Origin of the sequence: Methylobacterium sp. 092160098-2 (assembly GCF_028920805.1) — a bacterium.
GTDB classification, from domain to species: domain Bacteria; phylum Pseudomonadota; class Alphaproteobacteria; order Rhizobiales; family Beijerinckiaceae; genus Methylobacterium; species Methylobacterium fujisawaense.
Genome location: NZ_JAQPZJ010000001.1, coordinates 4,350,061 through 4,373,049 on the forward strand (window position 1 = coordinate 4,350,061; position 22,989 = coordinate 4,373,049).

18 protein-coding genes and 1 pseudogene are annotated in these 22,989 nt (G+C 71.3%); 10 read left to right on the forward strand and 9 right to left on the reverse strand.

Going from position 1 to position 22,989, the window contains the following annotated elements; translation table 11 throughout:
- Positions 1–10 precede the first annotated feature (10 nt).
- From PQI07_RS20570 to rplQ, 3 genes are all read left to right on the forward strand, one after another.
- Positions 11–883: an MBL fold metallo-hydrolase gene (locus PQI07_RS20570; protein ID WP_274927291.1), complete on the forward strand. Its 873-nt coding sequence runs from the start codon at positions 11–13 to the stop codon at positions 881–883.
- Positions 884–991: 108 nt separating this feature from the next.
- Positions 992–2,011 carry a DNA-directed RNA polymerase subunit alpha gene (locus tag PQI07_RS20575; protein WP_010686165.1) on the forward strand — a complete coding sequence of 340 codons (1,020 nt, stop codon included), beginning with the start codon at positions 992–994 and terminating at the stop codon, positions 2,009–2,011.
- A 200-nt stretch (positions 2,012–2,211) separates the two neighbouring features.
- Positions 2,212–2,622: a 50S ribosomal protein L17 gene (gene rplQ / locus PQI07_RS20580; RefSeq protein WP_274927292.1), complete on the forward strand. Its 411-nt coding sequence runs from the start codon at positions 2,212–2,214 to the stop codon at positions 2,620–2,622.
- 476 nt (positions 2,623–3,098) lie between these two features.
- Here the strand turns inward: rplQ and PQI07_RS20585 are convergent, their stop codons facing one another.
- The 8 genes and pseudogenes from PQI07_RS20585 to PQI07_RS20620 form a co-directional block, all read right to left on the reverse strand.
- Entirely contained in the window at positions 3,099–4,985 is a 1,887-nt protein-coding gene (locus tag PQI07_RS20585; protein ID WP_274927293.1) for a response regulator, read from the reverse strand.
- Positions 4,978–6,699, reverse strand: a complete 1,722-nt coding sequence (locus PQI07_RS20590; RefSeq protein WP_043387375.1) for a response regulator — start codon at positions 6,697–6,699, stop codon at positions 4,978–4,980. Before PQI07_RS20590 ends, PQI07_RS20585 begins: the two co-directional genes overlap by 8 nt.
- Entirely contained in the window at positions 6,696–7,763 is a 1,068-nt protein-coding gene (gene cheB, locus PQI07_RS20595; protein WP_043387373.1) for a chemotaxis-specific protein-glutamate methyltransferase CheB, read from the reverse strand. The genes PQI07_RS20590 and cheB overlap by 4 nt, the downstream gene beginning before the upstream one ends.
- Positions 7,760–9,999 (reverse strand): annotated as a pseudogene (locus PQI07_RS20600) (hybrid sensor histidine kinase/response regulator). The gene cheB and the pseudogene PQI07_RS20600 overlap by 4 nt, the downstream one beginning before the upstream one ends.
- 13 nt (positions 10,000–10,012) lie before the next feature.
- Entirely contained in the window at positions 10,013–11,662 is a 1,650-nt protein-coding gene (locus PQI07_RS20605; RefSeq protein WP_274927753.1) for a methyl-accepting chemotaxis protein, read from the reverse strand.
- Entirely contained in the window at positions 11,548–12,294 is a 747-nt protein-coding gene (locus tag PQI07_RS20610; protein WP_274927294.1) for a chemotaxis protein CheW, read from the reverse strand. The genes PQI07_RS20605 and PQI07_RS20610 overlap by 115 nt, the downstream gene beginning before the upstream one ends.
- On the reverse strand, positions 12,294–13,844 hold the full coding sequence (locus PQI07_RS20615; RefSeq protein ID WP_053609780.1) for a CheR family methyltransferase: 1,551 nt from the start codon (positions 13,842–13,844) through the stop codon (positions 12,294–12,296). The genes PQI07_RS20610 and PQI07_RS20615 overlap by 1 nt, the downstream gene beginning before the upstream one ends.
- Positions 13,845–13,851: 7 nt before the next feature.
- Positions 13,852–14,346, reverse strand: coding sequence for a chemotaxis protein CheW (locus tag PQI07_RS20620; RefSeq protein ID WP_274927295.1), 495 nt, complete (start codon positions 14,344–14,346; stop codon positions 13,852–13,854).
- Between the two features lie 206 nt (positions 14,347–14,552).
- Here PQI07_RS20620 and PQI07_RS20625 point away from each other — a divergent pair, with 206 nt between their 5' ends.
- The 7 genes from PQI07_RS20625 to PQI07_RS20655 all read left to right on the forward strand — a co-directional run bounded on the left by PQI07_RS20625 (position 14,553) and on the right by PQI07_RS20655 (position 21,674).
- Positions 14,553–14,798: a hypothetical protein gene (locus PQI07_RS20625; protein ID WP_051044842.1), complete on the forward strand. Its 246-nt coding sequence runs from the start codon at positions 14,553–14,555 to the stop codon at positions 14,796–14,798.
- Positions 14,799–15,067: 269 nt separating this feature from the next.
- Positions 15,068–15,889, forward strand: a complete 822-nt coding sequence (locus tag PQI07_RS20630) for a DeoR/GlpR family DNA-binding transcription regulator (RefSeq protein ID WP_043352536.1) — start codon at positions 15,068–15,070, stop codon at positions 15,887–15,889.
- An 84-nt stretch (positions 15,890–15,973) separates the two neighbouring features.
- Positions 15,974–17,506 carry a glycerol-3-phosphate dehydrogenase gene (glpD, locus tag PQI07_RS20635; protein ID WP_075380229.1) on the forward strand — a complete coding sequence of 511 codons (1,533 nt, stop codon included), beginning with the start codon at positions 15,974–15,976 and terminating at the stop codon, positions 17,504–17,506.
- A 55-nt stretch (positions 17,507–17,561) separates the two neighbouring features.
- Positions 17,562–19,067, forward strand: a complete 1,506-nt coding sequence (gene glpK / locus PQI07_RS20640) for a glycerol kinase GlpK (protein ID WP_043757431.1) — start codon at positions 17,562–17,564, stop codon at positions 19,065–19,067.
- Between the two features lie 280 nt (positions 19,068–19,347).
- On the forward strand, positions 19,348–20,079 hold the full coding sequence (locus tag PQI07_RS20645; RefSeq protein WP_274927296.1) for an MIP/aquaporin family protein: 732 nt from the start codon (positions 19,348–19,350) through the stop codon (positions 20,077–20,079).
- A 137-nt stretch (positions 20,080–20,216) separates the two neighbouring features.
- Positions 20,217–21,200 (forward strand): lipoyl synthase, encoded by a 984-nt coding sequence (gene lipA / locus PQI07_RS20650; protein ID WP_043352529.1) that lies wholly within the window; start codon positions 20,217–20,219, stop codon positions 21,198–21,200.
- 15 nt (positions 21,201–21,215) lie between these two features.
- The gene (locus tag PQI07_RS20655) at positions 21,216–21,674 is read left to right on the forward strand and encodes a type II toxin-antitoxin system RatA family toxin (protein WP_043352527.1); all 459 of its coding nucleotides are present in this window, start codon (positions 21,216–21,218) and stop codon (positions 21,672–21,674) included.
- Between the two features lie 75 nt (positions 21,675–21,749).
- Here the strand turns inward: PQI07_RS20655 and PQI07_RS20660 are convergent, their stop codons facing one another.
- Positions 21,750–22,967: an FAD-dependent oxidoreductase gene (locus tag PQI07_RS20660; RefSeq protein WP_274927297.1), complete on the reverse strand. Its 1,218-nt coding sequence runs from the start codon at positions 22,965–22,967 to the stop codon at positions 21,750–21,752.
- Between the last annotated feature and the right edge of the window lie 22 nt (positions 22,968–22,989).

Sequence of the window (22,989 nt, forward strand, 5' to 3'; positions counted from 1 at the left end):
GGAGAAGCTCATGACGGGATCGAAGCCGCTTCCGGGCGTGCTGCGTTGGAACCTCGGCGACCTTACGGTCACCGCGCTCAACGACGGCTGGTTTCAGGCCAGCCTCGATCTCGTCACGGGGATCTCCCAGGAGGAGGCCGGGCGGCTACAGGTGGCGGGCTTCCGCACCGAGCAGCCCAAGATCACGCTGAACGCCTTCCTGATCACCGGTGCCGGCCGCAAGCCGGTGCTGATCGATACGGGCTATGGCGATCTGGCTCCGGCCGAGACTCTCGGCCGGGCCGGCGCGGCACTGGCGCTCACGGGCGTCAAGCCGGAGGAGATCGAAACCGTTCTCGTCACCCACCTGCATCCCGACCATGTGGGCGGGCTCGTGAAGGACGGTGCGGCCCGATACCCGAACGCCGAGATCGTGGTTCACGCCGACGAGGCGGCCCACTGGCTGCCGGACGAGGCCCTGTCGCGGGCGCCGGATGAGGCCAAGCCGTATTTCGAGGGCGCCCGGAAGGCCGTGGCGCCCTATGCCAAGCGGATGCGGGAGCATCGGGGTGGCGAGGTTCTGCCCGGCATCACCGCACTCCATCTGCCCGGCCATACGCCGGGCCATTGCGGTTTCCGCATCGTCTCCGGTGGACAGTCGCTGCTGATGTGGACGGATGTGGTGCACCTGCCGGCAATCCAGTTCAAGAACCCGCAGGCGGGTGTGGGCTTCGACGTCGACGGAGATCAGGCGCGGGAGACGCGCAAGAAGATCATGGACGCGGTGGCGAGCGAGCGGACCTTCATCGCCGGCTCGCATCTCGAATTCCCGGCGCTCGGCTACGTGGATCGGGACGGGGCGGGATACAGCTTCGTTCCGGCACTCTGGGTCGGCGGCGAGTAACGGCAAACACGGATTCAGGGACCGTTCGGGGCGCCAAGGGGCGGCGCCGAACGGCCGAAGCGCGGGAACGGGCGTCGCGGATCCCGGGCATGGACGAGAGGTAGGATCGTGGTCATTCAGAAGAATTGGCAGGAACTGATCAAGCCGAACAAGCTGCAGGTCACGACCGGCGACGACCCCAAGCGGGTCGCCACCGTCGTCGCCGAGCCGCTCGAGCGCGGCTTCGGCACGACGCTGGGCAACGCCCTGCGCCGGGTGCTCCTGTCGTCGCTCCAGGGCGCGGCCGTGACCTCGGTGCAGATCGACGGCGTGCTGCACGAGTTCTCGTCGATCCCCGGCGTGCGCGAGGACGTGACCGACATCGTCCTCAACATCAAGACCATCGCCATCCGCTCGCAGACGGACGCGCCCAAGCGCATGACCCTGCGCAAGACCGGCCCGGGCCTCGTCACGGCCGGCGACATCGGCACGGTCGGCGACATCCAGATCCTGAACCCCGACCTCGTGATCTGCACGCTGGACGACGGCGCCGAGATCCGGATGGAGTTCACGGTCGCCACCGGCAAGGGCTACGTCCCGGCCGAGCGCAACCGCCCCGAGGACGCCCCGATCGGCCTGATCCCGGTCGACTCGCTGTTCTCGCCGGTCACCAAGGTCAGCTACCGCGTCGAGACGACCCGCGAGGGCCAGGATCTCGACAAGGACAAGCTCACCATGACGGTGGAGACCAACGGCGCGGTCTCGCCGGAGGATGCGCTGGCCTATGCCGCCCGCATCATCCAGGACCAGCTGCAGGTCTTCGTGAACTTCGAGGATCCGCGCAAGGAAGAGGCCGCGCCGCTCGCGCCGCAGCTGCCCTTCAACCCGGCGCTGCTCAAGAAGGTGGACGAGCTCGAGCTGTCGGTCCGTTCGGCGAACTGCCTGAAGAACGACAACATCGTCTATATCGGCGACCTGATCCAGAAGTCCGAGGGCGAGATGCTGCGGACCCCGAACTTCGGCCGCAAGTCGCTCAACGAGATCAAGGAAGTGCTCGCCGGCATGGGCCTGCACCTCGGCATGGACATCCCCGGCTGGCCGCCGGAGAACATCGAGGACCTCGCCAAGCGCTTCGAGGAGCACTACTGAGAGGCGAAGCCGCCTCGGGCTGAACGGGGCGGCGCTGTACGGCGCCGTCGGTTCGGCCGGTCCAGACCCGGGACTTCGCCGAGCCGACGCGAGGTCCCGAAAGAATCCCGCCGCAGGGTCATGCGGAATCAACCGCCCCGATTTCGGGGCACCCGGCCGTACCGTGGCACGGCGGCCGAGACGAAAAGGAAGCCAGCACCATGCGTCACGGTTATCGCGGCCGTCGTTTCAACCGCACCGCCGAGCATCGCAAGGCGATGTTCGCCAACATGTCGGTCGCTCTGCTCAAGCACGAGCAGATCATCACGACCCTGCCGAAGGCCAAGGATCTGCGCCCGGTGGTGGAGAAGCTGATCACGCTCGGCCGCATCGACAGCGTTCACACCCGGCGTCTCGCCATGGCGCAGCTGCGCGATGCCGACATGGTCAAGAAGCTCTTCACCGTGCTCGGCCCGCGCTACAAGGGCCGTCCGGGCGGCTATTGCCGCATCATGAAGGCCGGCTTCCGCCAGGGTGACAACGCCCCGATGGCCGTGATCGAGTTCGTCGATCGCGACGTCGAGGCCCGCGGCAAGGATTCCGGTCCGAGCCGGGTCGCCGAGGCCGCCTGATCCCTCGAAGGGCGTTCCGACGCTCCCGATGTCTGAGAAGCCGTCCCGGCTCATCCGGGGCGGCTTCTTGCGTTTCGCGTCCTGGCGAGCGGAGCGAAGCAATCCAAGGCAGCGCGCGGTCTCAAGCTGTCGCGTGTCCCTGGGTCGCTCCGCTCGCGATGACGATGCGCGAGTCATAAAAAAAACCCGCCGGCTCGCGCCGACGGGTCTGTAGCAGGGTCCACGTCTCGGATGGTCGCGGGAGCTCGCCCTGGCGGCCCGTATCGGACGGGCCGGGAACTCGACCGCGCCGCGTTCCGAAAACCCCTATCCCTGCCGGAACTCGTCCGGTGGACCGTCCTGGTCCAGATCGTTGTCACGCCTGCGGCGCGGGAAGATGCCGTGATTGCTCATGGTCCACCTCCTCTTCGTAACCCGGAGCCATCGGGCTCCACGGAGAGAGAATGAGCCGGCAACCGGTTGGTTGCAAGCCCCCCTCAGACGGAGGTCCCGACCGCACCCTCCAGCAGCGTGGCGACCCGGGCCGCGAGATCGGCCGAGCGGAACGGCTTGGCGAGCACCGGCAGGTCATCGGGGATCTGCATCGCATCGGCGTGGCCCGTGAGGATCAGGACCGGCATGTGCGGATCCCGGTCGCGGATCTCGGCGGCCAGCTCGATGCCGCTCATGCCGGGCATGGCCAGATCGGCCACGACGATGTCGTAGCGGTCCCCCTGGAGAAGCCGGAGCGCAGCCTCGCCATCGCCGGCCTCCGTGGTGCTGTGGCCGAATCCGGTCAGGAAGGAGGCCGTCACGTGCCGCACCTGCGGGTCGTCGTCGACGATGAGGACGCGGGCGCGCCGGCCGGCGACCGGGGCGGCACCGGACGCCTCGGCGGCCTGCTCGGGGGCCTGGTCGGCGAAGGGCAGAGCCAGCTCGACACGGGTACCGCGCCCGACCACGCTGTCGATCACCAGCCGGCCCTTGGATTGCTGTGCGAGGCCGAACACCATGGCGAGCCCGAGCCCCGTCCCCTGGCCGACCGCCTTGGTTGTGAAGAACGGCTCGCAGACCCGGCGCAGGATCTCCTCCGGTATGCCGGTGCCCTCGTCGGTGACGCTGATGCCCAGATAGGTCCCGTCGGCGATCTCGGGATCGCCGCCGATGCTGAGTTGCCGGGTCGCCACCGTGATGGCGCCCCCGTCCGGCATGGCGTCCCGGGCGTTGATGCAGAGGTTGAGCACGGCGAGTTCGAGCTGGTCCGGATCGACCTGGACCGCCGCAAGACCCTCCTCGAGGTCGGTCCGGACCGTGACGAGGCCGCCGAGGCTGCGCCCGAATAGGTCGCTCATCCCGGTGATCAGGGTGTTCACGTCGACGGCCCGTGCCTGGAGGTCGTGGGCACGGCTGAAGCTGAGGAGGCGCTTCGTCAGGGACGCGCCGCGTTCGGCGGCTCCGCGGGCGTTCTCGATCAGCCGCTGGACCCGCGGTTGGTCGGCAACCTTCGGGGCGGCGAGTTCGAGGCTGCCGAGGATCGCGGTCAGGAGATTGTTGAAATCGTGCGCGATGCCCCCCGCGAGGGTGCCCAGCGCCTGCATCTTGTCCGATTGCCGCAGCCGGGCCTCCAGGGTCCGCTGCTCTGTCACGTCGCGCTCGATCATCGCGAGGTGGCTGATCGAGCCGCCGGCGTCGCGGATCGGCACGCGCGTCACGTGGCTCCACTGCTCGGCCCCCGTCGGGCCATCGCTGATGAGGCTCTCGGCCACCGCCCCGGAGCGGATCGCCGCCTCGTCCGCCGCCGTCACCGGGGCCGCCTTCGGGCCGAGGAGCTCGCCCTCGCGCCGCCCGAGGCAGGCGGCGATGTCGTGGCCGAGGAGGGCGGCCTTGCGGGCGTTCAGCCGCACGAACCGGCCCTGGGCGTCCTTGAAGCTGATCGCGTCCTGGGCGTGGTCGAGGAGGCCGCGCAGGAGCGCCCGCTCGGTGGCGAGGTCCCGGCCGAGGCTATGGCGCTCGAAGGCCTGCCGGACGGTGGAGCGCAGCAGGCCGGCATCCCAGGGCTTGGTGACGTAACCGACGATGCCGCCGCGGTTGAGGGCGGCGATCACCGCGGTGATGTCGGCGTAGCCGGTCAGCAGGATCGCCTGCGCGTCGTGAAAGGTGCGGGCCTCGGCGAGGAGCGCGTCGCCGGTCAGGCCGGGCATGCGCTGGTCGGAGAGCACGACGGCGATGTCGGGCTCGGCGCGCAGGATCTCCAGCGCCTCCGCCGGGCGCGAGGTTGTCAGCACCCGGTAGGACTCCTCGAACAGGTCCTCCAGGGCGATCAGGATATCCGGCTCGTCGTCGACGGCCAGGATCGTCCCTACACCTGCCGTACCGTCACTCATGCACTGGCGCCTGCCGCGGGATCCCGATCACGAAGCAGGCTCCCCCACCCGGGGCCGTCTCCACGGTGAGCGAGCCGCTATGCGCTTGAACGACGCTGTATGCAATCGCAAGACCCAGACCGGTACCGGAGCCCACCGGTTTCGTCGTGAAGAACGGCTCGAAGATCTTCTCCCGCAACGTATCCGGGATTCCGGGACCGGTATCGCTGATACGGATCTCGTCGAACTCTGGGCTCGACTGGGTCGTGATCCGGATCGTGCCGCCCTCCGGCATCGCGTCGGCGGCGTTACCCAGGATGTTCATCACCACCTGATTGAGCAGCGCCGGGGTGCAGTGGATCTCGGCGCGCCCCGCGAAGCTGCGCTCCACGGCGATCCGGTCGCCGAGCTTGTGCTGGATCAGGGCCAGCACCGTCTCGATGGCCTCCGGGACGTTGACCAGGGCACGTTCGCCCTCGTCGAGGCGCGAGAACTTCCGCAGGTTCAGCACGAGATCCTGGATCCGGGTCAGACCCATCCGCATCGAGCCGACCCGTTGCCGGGCCTTGTCGACGGCGCGGGCGGCCGCGTCCGGCGCGGCATCCGGCAATTCGCCGAGCAGGCGTTCGACCGTGCCTTGATGGGCCAGGATGAAGGCCAGCGGGTTGTTGATCTCGTGCGCGATGCCGGCCACCAGTTCGCCCAGCGAAGCCATCTTGGCGGCCTGGACGAGCTTGGACTGCGCCTCGGTGAGTTGGCGATTGGCGTCGGCGAGGTCGCGGTTGGCGCGCTCCAGGGCGTCGGCGAGCCCGGCCCGCGCCTCGGCCGCCTCGGCCTCGGCGCGGGCGCGCTCCACCGCCCGCTCGCGCTCGCCGAACTGACCGGCGATGCGCCGGTCATCCTCCTCCAGCAGGCGACGTCGCACGAAGCCGCGCACCCGCAGCGCCAGGACCTCGGCATCGGTCTTCGAGACCACGTCGTCGGCCCCGGCCGCGTAGGCTTCGACGAGGAAAGTCTTGGCCGGATCGCTGCCGGCGATCCCGACGAGGTGGAAGCCCGCACCCGCCGCCTGGCCGGAGCGCCGCTCGCTGATCACCTGGCACAGGGCGAGGCCGTCATAGGCGTGGCCCAGGAGATCGACCGTCACGCAGTCGAAGGCCTCGGCGCCGGCCGCCGCGTCCAGGGCCGCCAGCGCCGCGTCCGGCCCGTCGGCGCTGACCACGTGATGGCCGTCCTGGCCCATCAGGCCGGCGAGGAAGGTCCGGTACGTCGCGCTCCCGTCGATCACCAGGATCCGCCCGCGCCGGAACGCGGCCGCACCCGGGCCCTCGCCCTCGCTCGCGGGGCGACGCTCGCGCAGCAGGGCGCGGATCCGCAGGATCATCAGGTCGCGATCGGCGGATTTCGGCAGGTAGGCGTCGGCGCCGCTCTCGAGGCCCTGACGCTCGCCCCCGCTGCCGCCGGTCAGCATCAGGACGGGGAGGGCCCGGGTGCGCAGGGACAGGCGCATCTGCCGGATCAGCTCGTCGCCGTTCATGCCCGGCAGGTGATAGTCGGCCACCACGAGATCGGGCTGGCTGCGGTTGAGGTGGTCGAGGGCGGTCTCGGCGGAGGCGCAGCGCTCCACGGCGAATCCGTGCGCCTCCAGGAGCAGACGCAGCTCCAGGGCCTGCGTCTCCGAATCCTCGACGAGCAGGATCCGGGCCGGCACCTCAACCGTGCCGGCCTCGATCACGGCCGAGCCCCCCCGTCCACGAGGCGCAGGACGTGGTCGGCGATGCGGTCGAGGGGGAGAACGGCCCGGGCGGCCCCGAGCCTTACGGCCGCCGCCGGCATGCCGTAGACGACCGCGGTGCTCTCATGCTCGGCGACGGTCTGGGCGCCGGCCTTCTGCATGTCGGCGAGACCGATGGCTCCGTCCTCGCCCATGCCGGTGAGCAGCACGCCGATGCCGGAGGCTCCGGATTGCCGGGCCATGGACCGGAACAGCACGGTCGCGGCGGGGCGCTGGCCCGAGACCGGCGCGGAGTCGATCACCCGCAGGATCCGGCCGGAGCCGATCTCCAGGTGGCGGTCGCCCGGGGCCACGTAGACGCGGCCGGCTTCGGCCCGCTCCCCGTCCCGGGCCAGCGCCACCGGCAGGGTCACGACGCTGTCGAGCCAGCTGGCGAACCCGTCCATGAAGGCCGCCCCCATATGCTGGACCACCAGCACCGGCAGCGGGAAATCCTGGGGCAGGGCGCCGATCACCCGCGCCAGCGCCGGGGGGCCGCCCGTCGAGGCGGCGATGCCCAGGAGGCTCGGGGCCTGCCCGGTCAGCTCGGCCGGCGGCGCGTGGGGCGCAGCGACGGCACGGCCCGCCCATTCGGTGCCGATCGGGCGGCGGCGGATGACCGGAACCTGGGCCATGATCCGCAGTTGCGTGCAGATCTCGCCGGCCACACCCTCATAGCCGGCATGGGTCGTGGCCACCGGCTTCTCGACCACCGATAGGGCCCCGGCCCGCAGCGCGTTCATGGAGATGCGCAGCGAGGAATCCTCGACCGAATCCGCCACGACGACGATCGGTGTCGGGTGCTCGGCCATGATCCGGCGGGTCGTCTCGAGGCCGTCGATGCCCGGAAGGCGGATATCCATCGAGATCACGTCCGGCCGCACGGTCCGGAGCTTGTCGAGGGCCTCCTCGCCGGAGGCGACCGCGGCCACGAGTTCGAGGCGGGGATCGCGGGAGACGATGTGGCGCAGCAGCTCGCGCACCACGAGGCTGTCCTCCACGAGCATCACACGGACGGGGGTCATAGGAGCTGCCCGATCGTATCCAGCAACTGGCGCTGGTCGAACTTCTGCTTGGTGAGGTAGGCGTCGGCGCCGAGATCCAGGCCCCGGGCGACGTCGGCGGCATCCCCGCGGGAGGTCATCAGGATCGTCGGAAGCCGGGCGAAGCGCTCGTCGGCCCGGAGGGCCTTGAGCAGGCCGAACCCGTCGAGCCGTGGCATCTCCACGTCGGCGAGAACCAGGTCCACGGGCTCGATCTCGGCGCGCAGCCGTTCGAGGGCATCCTGCCCGTCGACGCAAACGACCACACGGTAGCCGGCGGCTTCCAAGATGCCCTTCTCCAAGGTCCGGGTGGTGATCGAATCGTCGACGACCAGAATCGTCGCGCGGGCGGATGCGCGCGGCGACACGGGAGTCGTCGAACGTTGAGCCGGCCCCATCGTTCCGAACGACCCGCCCGGCGCCCCGGCCAGGGCGCGCACCGCGATCCCCTCGGGATCGAGGACCAGGACCGGCACGTCCCCGTGCAGGACCGCCGTGCCGGCGATCAGGCCCGGATCGGCCCCGAAGGCGGGCGCGGGCAGGACCAGGAACGGACGGACGTCGTGCAGACGATCGACCGAAAGGGCCAGACGGCCGCCGCGGGTCCGCAGCACCACGGCGGTCAGCATGCCGGGATCGGCGGGATCGGCCGACTGTCCGAGGATCGCGGCGAGGTCCGTGACCGGGTGGCTCGTCGCCGCATCCCCCTCACCGAGCCGCAGGATCGTCCGTCCCATCGCGACCGGGAGTTCGCCGCGCTTGAGGCGCAAGAGGCGCTCCACGGCGCCCCCCGGCAGCGCGTAGCTGCGCCCGGCCGCCTCGACCAGCAGCAGGCTGCGCCGGGCCGCCGAGAGCGGCAGGCTGAAGATCAGGGCGGTGCCGGCCGGATCGCGCGGCTCCAGGCGGACGCTGCCCATGAGCTGGCGGGCGGCGTCCGCGGCGACCGAGAGGCCGTAGCCGCGCCCCGACAGGGTATCGACCGCCTCGGCGGTGGAGAAGCCGGGCTCGAAGACGAGGCGCAGCAGGGTCTCCGGGTCGGCGGCGGCCGCGGGGCCGAGGAGGCCGCGGGCCCGGGCCGCCGCCTCGATCCGGGCGAGGTCCGGCCCGGGCCCATCGTCGAAGACGGTGACCTGAAGGCGGGAGCCCTGCACTGCGACCGCGAGCCCGAGGCCCAGGGCCTCCGGCTTGCCGGCCGCGCGCCGCACCTCCGGCGCCTCCCAGCCGTGACTGAGGGCGTTGCGGAGGGCGTGGAGCAGCGGATCCTTCAGGGCCTGCAGCGTGCCGCGCTCCACCGGCAGGTCGAGGCCCCGCAGGTCGATATCGACCTCGCGGCCCTGCTCCCGGGCCGTCTCGCGCAGCGACCGGGCCAGCGGCGCCAGCACGGTCTCGGCCGGCACTAGGGCGAGGCGCTCGGCGGCGGCCCGGACGCGGGTCGCCGCCCCCTCGACCGCGCTGGTCGCGGAAGCTTGGCGCCGCGACAGATCCGCGGCCTCCCGGGCGAAGGCGTCGGCGCGGGTCGCGAAGGCGCGCCATTCGGGCCGCTCCGCGCCGGCCCCGGCGGCGAGGGTCTCCGCGCCGAGGCGCAGGTCGCGGGCGAGGCGGGCGAGGCGGGCGAGGCCGTCGGCTGCGGGCGCTTGGCCCGCCAGGGTGCTGGCCAGATCGTGGCTCGCCCGGGCCAGCGCCTCGACGGCGTCCGCCGGCACCCGCAGGATGGCGGCGGAGGCTTCGGCCGGCTCGGGGGCCGGCTTCGGCGCAGGCGCGGCCGGTGACGGGGTCGGTGACGGGGCCGCCGGCATGTCGGGCGGGCTCGGGGCCGGAGCCGAGGCCGGGCCGGGCGGCGGCGTTTCCCGGGCAGATCGAGGAGGCGCCCGAGCGCCGCCAGGGCGTCGGGCGGCATCTCCGGGCCGGCCCCGTCCGTGAGGCCGGCGACGTAGGACTCGATCCGGTCGAGGACGAGGTGGACGGCGTTGGCCGCCTCGCGGTCGAGGGCGGTGGCGCCGGTGCGCACGCCCTCGAACAGGGTCTCGAGGCGGTGGGCGACCGCCTCGACCGCGGGGAGGTCGACGGCGCGCGCCGCCCCCTTCAGGCTGTGGGCCCGGCGGAAGACGTCGTTCCAATCCGGCGTGGCGCTGCCGAGCGCCCCGCGGATCGCCGTGACGTGCTCCCGATGCTCCACATCGAAGGCGGCGAGCAGGAGCTTGCGGATGTCCTCGGCCAAGGGGCGCGCCGCCTCAGTTCCGGTAGCGTTCGGCGAGGGCCATGAGGGCCTGGGCGAGTTCGGTGAGGTTGGCGGAGGCGGCCTCGACCTGCCGGGTGCCGGCCGCGGTCTGCTGGCTGGCCTGGCGGATGTTCTGGAGCGCGCCCATCACCTGCTCGATGCCGAGCTGCTGCTGGTTGGTCGAGGCGACGATCTGCTGGAAGGTCTGGACGTTCTCCTCCACCCGGGCGGTGATCTCCTCGATGGTCCGCTGCGTCGTGTCCGAGCGCGTCTTGCCGGCGGCGGCGCGCTTGACCGCCTCCTCGGTGAGCATCACCGAGGTGTTGATGCCCCGCTGGATCTCGCCCAGGATCCCCCGCACCTGGCCGGTGGCCGCCTTGGCCTGATCGGCCAGGAGCTTCATCTCGGAGGCGACCACCGCGAAGCTGCGCCCGCTCTCGCCGGCCGCCGCCGCCTCGATGGCGGCGTTGAGCGCCAGCAGGTGCGTGCGCTCCGAGATGTCGTTGACCGTCTCGATGATGTCGCCGATCGTCTGGGTCTTCTCCGACAGGCTGACGATGTTGCCGGCCACCGCCTCCGCCTGCTCGCGGATCGCCTCCATGGCCTTGGCGGTGTCGGACACGGCGCGCAGGCCCTGGCGGGAGGTCTGCGCGGTCGCCTGGGCGGTGGCGATCACCTCGGTGGCCCGCTTGCTGATCTGCGCGCCCGAATGGGTGATCTCGTCGACCGTGGCCGCCGTCTCCTGCACGGCCGCGAATTGCTGCTCCACCGAGGCCGCCTGCTCCTGCGCCGAGGCGCGGATCTCCGCCGCCGCCGCGTTCAGGTCCGCCGTCGCCGCCCGGTTGGTCCGCGCCAGATCCGACAGACCCGCAACCATCGTGTTGAGACGCGCGGAGAGCTGACCGATCTCGTCGCGGCCGCCCGCCGTCAGCTGGCCGGACAGGTCGCCCTCGCCGACGCGGGCGACGAAGGCCATGACCGACTCCAGGGGGCGCACCACCGCACGGCTGATCAGCCACGTGATCAGGAGCGCCAGCAGCACCGAGGCGGCCAGGGTCAGGTAGATCGAGAGGCGCGAGCGCTCGTAGACCGCCTGCGCGGCGCGCTGGCCCAGGGCCATGCTGCCGTCGAGTTGCGACCGGAGGTTCTTGATCCCGTCGAGGAAGGGCGCCTGCAGGCGGCTGATCTCCGCGTTGCGGGCCTCGACCGCCGCGACATCCTGCTGGGCGATGGCGGCGAACTGCGCTTCGCCCTGGGCCTTGACCTCGCGGAAGAAGCCCTGGACCGTGTTCGCCGCGGCGGCGATGCGGTCCCAGGCCGCGATGCGCTCGGCGGAAATGCCCTGCGCCCGGTACTCGCCGGCGAGCTGGATCGTCGTGGCGAGCCGGTTCTCCACCTGGGCCGCGGTCTGGCGCCAGGCCGTGAGGGTCTCGCCGGTCTGGGCCGGGCGGCCCTGAGCCTGCATCAGCATCCCGATCACGGCGGTGCGGCGCAGGAGACCGAGATCGCGCGCCTCGTTCCCGAGATCGTCGAGCTGGCGCAGGACCGTCATGTCCCGCCGGACGATCGCGTCGGTCGTGTCGCGCACCGCTCCGATCTGCTCAAGGGCGTAGAGCCCGAGCGCCACCACCACGGCGGTGATGGCGAAGAAGCCGAGAAGGATGCGTTTTCCGATCGAGAGCGACACGGGCGGGGAGGGCTCCGGTTGGGGCAGGCGGCCCGTTTCAGGGCAGGGCGCGGCGCAGGAGACGGGGAGGTCGATGACGACGAAGTCGGGGCGGCCGTCGCCGACCGCTCCGGAGGCGGAGCCCGGCGCATAGACCGAAGCGGCCTCGTTGCCCAAGCCGTCGGGATCGACGGCGGCCTCGCCGGAGGCGGCGACCCAGGCGATGCCGAGCACGCGGTCCACCGCGAGGCGAGGGGCTGCGGATGGGGCCCGCGCAGCACGATCAGATGACCCTCCGACCCCGCATCCGATGCCGCGTCGGGCCGGCCGAGAGCCCGGGCGAGGCTGAGGACCCCGACGATCCGCCCGGACAGGGCGATGAGGCCGTCCAGCGCCGGCACCGCGCCGGGCATCGGCGTGCAGGGGCGTGACGGGAGGACCTGCGCGACGGCTGCCAGGGGCAGGCCATAACGCTCGCTGCCGCAGGCGCAGACGAGCTGGTCGATGGCCAGGCCGGCGGCCGCCGCGACCGCGCCGCGGCGGGCGAGGGCGACCGCGCGCTCGGCGCGCAGATCCCGCTCCGGCCGCGTCCGCGGCCGGGCCTCCTGCGCACTCGGGCGTGCCCCCATCAGGACCTCCTGCTGTCGGTGACGCCGAGCGCGGCGCGGGCCGCGGCCGCACTGGCCGCGATCTCGCCGGCGGAAGCGCCGTCGCCCTCGGGCAGCGCCGTGTCCGGGCCGAGGGCTTGACTCAAGGCGACGGCATTGTCGAGGGCGCGAACGGCCTCGTGCGGGCGCTGCAGCGCGATCAGCAGCAGGCCGAGGTGATAGTGCGCCATCACGAAGCCCCGGTCGAGGTAGAGCGCGGCCCGAAGCGCCCGCTCGGCCTCGGCGTCGCGCCCGAGGGTATGGGCCAGCAGCCCCTCGTAGAAGCGCAGGGCCGTGTCGGTGGGATCTCGATCCAGCGCGGTCCGCAGGGCCCGCCAGGCCGCGCCGGTCTCCCCGGCATCGGCGAGCGTGCGGATGCGGTCGAGCCCTCCCGCCTCCTCCTCGGCCGACCAAGCGTCCGGGGGGGCCGTCTCGGCGGAGATCGTATCGGCGGAGATCGTCCCGGCTGCGGCATCGGCAGCCGGGTTCGGGGCGGGATCGGCAGCGGCGTCGACGGCCGCGTCGCCGGCGGCGGCGGACGGGGTCGGAATCCGGCTGGGCTTCTGGCCGCACGGCTCCGCCCCCTGTGGCGCCGGACGGGGCGGATCCGCCGCCGGCACGGCGGCCAGGGCGAGCGGCGGCGCCTCGGGGCGAGGGCGGTAGGCCACGGTGCCGGGCAGGCTGACGGCGTCGAGGAAGCTCGCGAAGGCGGGACTCGGCTCGGCGTGGCCGAGCAGCAGCCACCCGTCCGGCCGCAGCCTGCGGCCCAGACCGCGCACCACGGCGGCCACCGTCCGGGCCTCGAAGTAGATCAGCACGTTCCGGCAGAGGATCAGGTCGAACGGCTCGCCCTGCGACGGGACGGGGGCGGCAAGGGTGAGCAGGTTGCCCCGCTCGAACCGGACCGGTCCGCGGAATTCCGGCCGCAGGGCGTAGCCGCCCTCGCGCCGGATGCCCGGAGCGGCCGGCAGACGGGTGAAGTAGCGCAGCCGGTCCTCCGGCGGCATCGTCCGCAGGGCCCATCGGCCGTACTCGGCGGCGCGGGCGGTGGCCAGCGCCTCGGTGCTGATGTCGGTTCCGAGGATCGAGACCCGCCAGTCGGGCAGGGCATCGCCGAGCAGTTCGTGCACCAGGATCGCCAGGGAATAGGGCTCGGCCCCCGTGGAGCAGCCCGCACTCCAGATGCGCAGGACGCGTTCGGAGGCCCGGGCGGCGATCAGCGCCGGCAGGATCGTCTCGCGCAGCGCCTGGAACTGCTCGGCGTAGCGGAAGAAGAACGTCTCGCCGACGGTGATCTCGGCCTCGAGCCGGGCCCATTCCGCCTCTCCCGACGCGCCGTCAGACAGGAGACCCGCGTAAGCGGCGCAGTCGGCCACGGCCGCGGCGCGGAAGCGGCGGTGCAGCCGCTCGATCAGCAATTCGTCCTTGTCGATGTAGTAATGATGGCCGGTGCGCGCGATGATCCGCGCCTTGAGGGGCGCGTAGGCGGGATCGGCACCCAGATCGGGACGGGGACTACCCGGACGGGCCATCGCGCGGTCAGACGGAGTGCGGCAGCGCGGCGAGACGTTCGGCGGCGGCCCGCGTCAGGGCGTCGACGCGGATGCGTTCCTGCGCGGTCAGGAGACGCTCCGGCGCCAGCGCGTGGACGAGGCGCTCGCCGAGGACCAGCTCGGCGGCGACGCAGCCGTTGAGGGTATCGGCCTCCTCGGCCTGCCGGATCGCGGAGTCCGGGACGGTCATGAGATCCGCGACGCGTTCGACGAGATAGGCGACGGCCTCGCCCTGCATCAGCGCGAGGTGGGCGTAGAGGCCGGGCGCCGCGACCGCCGGGCGCAGGCCCAGCAGGGTCGCCAGATCGATCACCGGAACCGGCGCGCCGCCGAGATTGAGGAAGCCGAGGAGCCAGCCTCCGGCCGCGGGGGGCGTGTGGAGATCCGGGAGCGGCAGGATCTCGGCGACCGCGCTGCGGGGCAGGGCGCAGGCCGTGCCGGCGACATCCAGCAGGAGATAGGCCGAACCGCTGCTGGCCACCGCCACCCGCTCCCCTCGTGCTCGGTCGCGGCCGGGCCGGGACGGGACGCGACATAGGCCGAGTTAACGCTCCCGGCAATTGTGCGCTGCAAGGGCGGGGACTGCGGAACCAAGTCTCGTCTGGGCCGCTTATTTTCCGACGCAGCGGCAACGCGCCTGACGAGGTGCGACGCTTTGCCTGCGCCGGTCTACGCCAGGGATTGATGATGAGGAAACTTCTGTTGGCCGCCGCGTCGCTGACGCTCCTCGCGGGCTCCGCCTACGCCCAGGGTAACTCGCCCTACAACGCCTCTGGCGCGCAGGCCGGTGGCCCGCGCGGCGGCATGGAGCGCGCCGGCGAGGCCGCCGCGATGGAGCAGGGCGCCGCTCCGGCCCAGCGTCCGATGATGCGCAAGCGCATGAAGCACAAGAAGATGATGAAGCATCACCGCCGGATGCGCCACAACATGTGATCGAAGGGCCCCAGGGCGTGCCGAAGACGGCACCGCCCGGGTGGCTCGGCCTGTCGCATGCGCGGCAGGCCTTTTTTGTGCCCGCCCGCCGGCGGGCCGGGCGTCCGCGCACCCTTGAATCATAGTTCGAATCGCCGGCGGTTGCAGGCCGGCCGCGGGCGGTCCAAGCTTGCGCGGCGGCCTTCGACAACGAAAAATGTTCGCAAACGAACATCGGCCGAACACCGTTACAGCGGTGCGGCGGCGGGAGGCAACACGAGGGAGTATCGATGTCACGACCGCTCGACCGGAGATCCGACGACAGGGTCGAGGCGACCGGCGTCGAGGGGCGACGCAGCGCCATCGTCACGGCGGTGCGGCAGCGCGGCTTCGTCACCATCGAGGCCCTGGCGACGCAGTTCGGCGTCACCGTCCAGACGATCCGCCGCGACCTCAACGAATTGAGCGCCGAGGGCCGCCTGGAGCGCTACCGCGGCGGCGGCGGCCTGCCGTCGAGCGTCGAGAACATCGACTACGCCGACCGCCGCGTCACCCTGCTGCCGGAGAAGAGCCGGATCGGCCGCCTCGCGGCGAGCCGCATCCCGTCGCATTGCTCGGTCTTCATCAACATCGGCACGACCCCGGAGGCCGTCGCCCGGGAGCTGACCCGGCACGACGATCTCAGCATCATCACCAACAACCTCAACGTCGCGATCTCCTTGGCCGAGGCCACCGAGTTCCGCATCGTCGTGGCCGGCGGGACCGTGCGCAACCGCGACGGCGCCGTGCTGGGCCAGCTCACCTGCGACACGCTCAGCCAGTTCCGCGTCGACGTGGCGGTGATCGGCATCAGCGGCATCGACGCCGACGGGGCGCTCCTCGACTACGATTACGAGGAAGTCCGGGCGACGCAGACCATCCTGGCCCATGCCCGCAAGACCTTCCTGGTGGCCGACCACACCAAATTCGGTCGTCGGCCGATGGTCCAGGTCGGGCGTCTGGAGCAGGTGGACACCTTCTTCACGGACCGGATGCCGCCGGCCGAGGTGGTCGCGCTCATGGAGCGCCAGGGTGTCACCCTCGCGGTGGCCGACAGCGCGGACGAACCGTAACGAACATTCATTTTTTCGCTTGCGAAAACACGCGGCCGTGTCAATATTATGCCAACCCGCCATCAGGGCGGCCTTGGAGGAACCATGGCGGCAGCAACGCGCCAGCGCGAGCCGTCCGACGCCTACGATCTCCTGATCGTCGGCGGCGGCATCAACGGCACCGGCATCGCCCGGGACGCAGCCGGCCGGGGCCTGTCGGTCCTGCTGGCCGAGCGCGGGGATCTCGCGGGATTCACGTCGTCCTCCTCGACGAAGCTGATCCATGGCGGCCTGCGCTACCTCGAATATTACGAGTTCCGCCTCGTCCGGGAGGCGCTGGCGGAGCGCGAACGGCTGCTGCGGCTCGCGCCGCACGTGATCTGGCCGCTGCGCTTCGTGCTGCCCCACGACGAGGGCCTGCGCCCGGCCTGGATGCTGCGGCTCGGCCTGTTCCTCTACGATCATCTGGCGCGGCTGCGGACGCTGCCGGGCTCCCACGGCGTCGACCTGCACAGCTCCGATTACGGCGCGCCGCTGCAGAAGCGCCTCAAGCGCGGCTTCGTCTATTCCGACTGCTGGGTCGAGGACAGCCGCCTGGTCGTGCTCAACGCCATGGATGCCCGCGAGCGCGGCGCCACGGTGCTGACCCGCACCGGCGTCGTCTCAGCCCGGCGCGAGGGCGACGGCTGGGTCGCGACGCTGCGCGACGAGCGCGGCGGGACCGAGCGCACCGTCCGGGCCAGGGCGGTGGTGAATGCCGCCGGCCCCTGGGTCAGCGAGACGCTCGGCGGCACGCTGGGCATCAACAGCCGCGCGGCGGTCCGCCTGATCAAGGGCAGCCACATCGTGGTCAAGCGCCTGTTCGCGGGCGATCAGGCCTACATCCTGCAGCAGCCCGACAAGCGCATCATCTTCGCGATTCCCTACGAACGGGACTTCACGCTGATCGGCACCACCGACGTCCCCTACGAGGGCGAGCCCGGCCCGGTCTCGATCTCGCCGGAAGAGACCGACTACCTGTGCGGCTGCATCAACCGCTCCTTCGACACCAAGATCACCCCGGCCGATGTGGTCTGGAGCTATTCGGGCGTGCGCCCGCTCTACGACGACGCGGCCGAGAACGCCTCGGCGGTGACCCGCGACTACGTCCTCGACGTCGAGGACCAGGGCGGACGGGCGGCGGTACTCTCGGTCTTCGGCGGCAAGATCACCACCTACCGGCGGCTCGCCGAGCACGCGCTGGAGAAGCTGAAGCCGTACTTCCCGGCGCTCAAGAAGGCCTGGACCGGCGACGCGGTCCTGCCCGGGGGCGCCATGAAGGATGCCGATTTCGACCAGTTCCTCGCCAAGCTGAGGGCCGAGAAGCCGTTCCTGCCCGACGAGACCGCCCGGCGCCTCGCCCGCGCCTACGGCACCCGGGCCCGGGACATCGTCGGGACCGCGCAATCCATGGCCGATCTCGGCGAGGTCTTCGACGGCGGGCTCACGGCGGCCGAGGTCGATTACCTGCGCACCGAGGAATGGGCCGTGACCGCCGAGGATATCCTCTGGCGGCGCTCCAAGCTCGGCCTGCGCACCAGCGCGGACAGCGCGGCGCGCCTGACCGCCTACCTCGACCGCAAGGCCGAGGCAGCCTGATCTTTTCGGCCCCGATCCGGCGCCAGACCGGTCGGGCATCACAGGGGAGGGAACGATGAGCCGTTACGTCGGGGCCATCGACCAGGGCACCACGAGCAGCCGCTTCATCGTGTTCGACCGCGAGGGCAGCGTGATCGCGCTGGCCCAGGCCGAGCATGCGCAGATCTACCCGGCGCCGGGCCACGTCGAGCATGACGCCGGCGAGATCTGGACCAAGACGCAGGCGGTGATGCGCGAGGCGCTGGAGAAAGGCGGGCTCCAGCCCTCCGATCTGGCGGCCGTGGGCATCACCAACCAGCGCGAGACCACGCTGATCTGGGACCGGACGACCGGCAAGCCCCTGCACAATGCCCTGGTCTGGCAGGACACCCGCAACGACCGGCTGGTGGGCGAGTTTGCCCGCGACGGCGGCCGCGACCGGTTCCGGGATCTCACCGGCCTGCCGCTGGCGAGCTATTTCTCCGGACTCAAACTCCGCTGGCTCCTCGACCACGTCGCGGGGGCCCGGGAGAAGGCCGAAGCCGGCGACGTGCTGTTCGGCAACATCGACACCTGGCTCGTCTGGAACCTGACCGGCGGGACGGAGGGCGGCCTTCACGTCACCGACGTGACCAATGCCAGCCGCACGCAGCTCATGTCGCTCAAGACCCTCGACTGGGACGACGGCATGCTTGAGACCTTCGGCATCCCGCGGGCGATGCTGCCGAAGATCGTCTCGTCGAGCGAGGTCTACGGGGAGACCAAGGCGCCCTTCGCCGGCGTGCCGATCGCCGGCATCCTGGGCGACCAGCAGGCGGCGCTGTTCGGCCAGACCTGCTTCGCGCCGGGCGAGGCCAAGAACACCTACGGCACCGGCTGCTTCGCGCTGATGAACACCGGCACCGAGCCGGTCCCGTCGAAGGCCGGCCTCGTCACCACGCTGGCCTACCGCCTCGACGGGCAGAAGCCGGCCTACGCCCTCGAAGGCTCGATCGCCATCACGGGTGCCCTGGTGCAGTGGCTGCGCGACAACCTGCACATGATCAAGGATTCCGCCGAGGTCGAGACGCTCGCCACGACGGTCGAGGACAATGGCGGCGTCTACTTCGTGCCGGCCTTCTCGGGGCTCTACGCCCCGCACTGGAACGAGGGCGCCCGCGGCCTGATCATCGGGCTCACCCGCTACGTCAACCGGGGCCACATCGCCCGCTCGGTGCTGGAGGCGACCGCCTTCCAGACCCGCGAGGTGCTGCAGGCCATGGCCAAGGATTCCGGCATCCCGGTGAAGGAGCTGCGGGCCGATGGCGGCATGGTCGCCAACAACACGCTGATGCAGTTCCAGTCCGACCTGCTCGACGTGCCGGTCGTGCGCCCGAAGGTGGCCGAGACCACCGCGCTCGGCGCCGCCTACGCGGCGGGCCTCGCGGTCGGCTACTGGAAGGGGCTCGACGATCTCAAGCGCAACTGGGGCGTCGACAAGCGCTGGACGCCGAAGATGGATGCCGGCCAGCGCGAGAAGATCGCCGCGGCCTGGGGCCGGGCGGTGCAGCGCTCCTTCGACTGGAAGACCGACGAGGATTGACGAACGGCTCTCGGGCCCGTGCGCGGGCTCGGGGTCCGTCGTGATCCGATCCCGCCCACCGCGACCTCATCCTGAGGTGGGGCGCAGCCGCCTCGAAGGAGGCCTCCACAGATCGCGCGGCCGGCTGGAGGCTCTTTCCAGGCGGCCGCTCCGCGCCCGCATCTCAGGATGCGGGTGAAGACCGGAAACGGTCGGACATTCGGTGACCGCCTTCGGCGGCCACACGCTCGCACAAGCTTTTAACTCTTACAAAAAAGCAGCGAACGGGGGAGACAAGACTATGACATCACAATTCCTGGGCGAATTCCTGGGTACGATGACCTTGATCGTGCTCGGCGACGGCGTGGTCGCGGGCGCCCTGCTCAAGCATTCCAAGGGCGAGAATGCCGGCTGGATCGCCATCACGGCGGGCTGGGCCTTCGCGGTCCTCGCCGGGGTCTTCGTGGCCAACGCCACCGGCAGCGCCGACGCCCACATCAACCCCGCGGTCACGGTGGCGGGCGCCGTCAGTTCAGGCGATTTCAGCAAGCTTGCCACCTACATTCCCGCCCAGATGCTCGGCGCCTTCGTGGGCGCCGTGATCGTCTGGCTCCACTATCTGCCGCATTGGGGCGCGACCCAGGATACCGGCCTCAAGCTCGCCTGCTTCTGCACCGGTCCGGCGATCCGCGACGCCAAGGCCAACTGGCTCTCCGAGATCATCGCGACCTTCTTCCTGATCCTGACGATCTCCGCCCTCGTGACCACCACGCTGGGTTCCGCGGGGGCGATCCCGCGGGGCGTCGCGCCCTACATGGTCGGCATGCTGGTCTGGGGCATCGGCCTGTCGCTCGGCGGCACCACCGGCTACGCCATCAACCCGGCCCGCGACCTCGGGCCGCGCATCGCCCACGCGGTCCTGCCCATCGCCGGCAAGGGCTCCTCCGACTGGGGCTACGCGCTGATTCCCGTGGCCGGCCCCGTGGTCGGGGCCGTGCTGGCCGGGCTGTTCGTACGCCTGCTCGGGATCTGACGGAAATCCCGCACCCTCAACCGCCGCGGGGCGGCCCGGCGTCGCGGCGGTTTGCGGCGCGACGCCTTGGGCCTTAAGTCAGGGCGATCCCGACCGCGCCCACGGGCGCCTCCCCGCGGTGTGGCAGCCCCCGACCCATGGCCGTCGTCCTCGACATCCTGAAGAACGATCCGCGCACCGCGCGCCTGCGCCATCCCGAGAAGGCGCACCGGCCTGACCAGCCCGTCCAGGCCAAGAAGCCGGACTGGATCCGCGTGAAGGCGCCCGGCTCCAAGGCCTGGACCGAGACGCAGAAGATCGTGCGCGAGCACGGCCTCGTCACGGTCTGCGAGGAGGCCGGCTGCCCCAATATCGGCGAGTGCTGGGAGAAGCGGCACGCCACCTTCATGATCATGGGCGACACCTGCACGCGGGCCTGCGCCTTCTGCAACGTCCGCACCGGCCTGCCCGACGCCCTCGACGCCGCGGAGCCCGAGAAGATCGCCGATTCGGTGGCGAAGCTCGGCCTGCACCACGTGGTGATCACCTCGGTGGACCGGGACGACCTGAAGGACGGCGGCGCCGAGCACTTCGCCCGCACCATCGCGGCGATCCGCCGGGCGAGCCCCGGCACGACCGTCGAGATCCTGACCCCCGACTTCCTGCGCAAGGACGGGGCTCTGGAGGTCGTCGTCGCCGCCAAGCCCGACGTGTTCAACCACAACCTCGAGACGGTCCCGGCCAAGTATCTGACGGTGCGGCCCGGCGCCCGCTACTTCCACTCGGTGCGCCTGCTCCAGCGGGTGAAGGAGCTCGACCCGACGATCTTCACCAAGTCCGGCATCATGGTCGGGCTCGGCGAGGAGCGGAACGAGGTGCTCCAGCTGATGGACGACCTGCGCTCGGCCGACGTCGACTTCCTGACCATCGGCCAGTATCTGCAGCCGTCGAAGAAGCACCACGAGGTCGTGCGCTTCGTGCCGCCCGACGAATTCAAGGCCTACGAGACCACCGCTTACGCCAAGGGCTTCCTGCTGGTCTCGGCCACACCGCTCACCCGCTCGTCGCACCACGCCGGCGAGGACTTTTCGCGCCTTCAGGCGGCCCGCCTCGCGAAACTGTCGCCCGCGCTCTCGGCCTGAGGAAATCCCAACACCATGCCGTCCTTCCGGGTCACCCGCGCGGTGAAGCACACGCCGCAGCAGATGTACGACCTCGTCGCCGACGTGGAGCGCTATCCAGAGTTCCTGCCGCTCTGCGAATCCCTGCGGATCATCCGCCGCCAGGACATGCCCGACGGCGGCCAAGTGCTGATCGCCGAGATGGGCGTGGGCTACAAGGCGATCCGCGAGCGCTTCACCACCCGGGTCACCCTCGATCCCGCGAACCTCAAGATCGTGGCCGAGTATATCGACGGTCCGTTCCGGCATCTGGAAAACCGCTGGCTCTTCAAGGATGCGCCGAACGGGGGGTGCAACGTCGACTTCTTCATCACCTACGAGTTCAAGAGCCGCACCCTGGGGCTCCTCATGGGCACCATGTTCGACCGGGCCTTCCGCAAGTTCACCGACGCCTTCGAGGGGCGCGCCAACCGGATGTACGGCGCCGGAGCATAGGCCGCACCGTCACCGCGCGCCGCGAAGCCCGCAGGGCCGGCCCTGGATGGCTCCGCCGCGTTCGGGGAAGGGGCGTCAGGCGCGCAGCGGCGCACGCACGTGCTCCGGCCGCACGCCCATGCCGATCATCCGCGCCGGCAGGACCTGCAGTCGCGGCACGGCATCGAGGAGGCGCAGCGCCAGGGGCGCCCGGAACGGCGCATCGGCCGCGAGGGACGCGGCGATCACCCGGGACTGGATCATCCGCTGGAGCGCCTGGGTCGCCCGGACCGGGAACATCCGCCGGGCCTGGACCCGGGCGAGATCGGCCTCCGAGAGCCGACCGGCCCGCAGGGGCTCGACCAGGAGGTTGGCCGCCGCCACCGCATCCTGGATCGCCAGGTTGATCCCGACGCCGCCCACGGGCGACATCGCGTGCGCGGCATCGCCGATACAGAGCAGCCCGGGTCGGTACCAGCGGTCGAGCCGGTCGACGGTGACGGTCAGGAGCTTGACGTCGTCCCAATCGGCGATGGCCGCGGTGCGGTCGGCCAGGAACGGCGCGATCGCCGCCACCGCCGCCCGGAAGGCCGGCAGGCCCTTCGCGCGGAGCTCCGCGTCGCCGCCCTTCGGCACCACGTAGGCGCATTGCCATAGGTCGCCCCGGTCGAGGGTGATCAGGATCCGCCCCGGACCGAACCGTCCGGCCGCCGCCTCCGGGTCGCCTTCCCGGCGCGGCAGGCGGAACCACAGCACGTCGATCGGCGCCCCGAAGGCCCGGGGCGTAAAGCCCGCGCGCGCGCGCATACGCGAGTGACGGCCATCCGCACAGAGCACGAGATCGGACCGGATCTCCACCGGCCTATCCGGTCCCTCGGCCCGCACGCCCGCGATCCGACCATCCGCCTCGATGAGATCGCGGGCCTCGGTCCGGCGGAGCAGCCGGAACCCCGAATACTGGGCCGCCGCGCCGGCCAGAAAATCCAAAAAGTCCCATTGCGGCATGAAGGACAGGAAGCGGTTCCGGGTCGGCAGCCGGCTGAAATCGGCGACCCGGTAGCTGCGTCCGTCGACGACGCCCGAAAAGGTCTCGACGCGCCGCTGGGGGAGGGCGCGGAAGCGCTCCGTGAAGCCCAGCTCGTCCATCAGGTCGAGGGTCGAGGGGTGGATCGTGTCGCCGCGGAAGTCGCGCAGGAAATCCGCGTGCTTCTCCAGGACGGTCACGTCGATCCCGGCGCGGGCGAAGAGCAGTCCGGCCATCATCCCGGCCGGGCCGCCGCCGACGATGCAGAGGCGCGTCGTCACCCTGTCCATGGACGTCCCTCCCGGGTTGCGG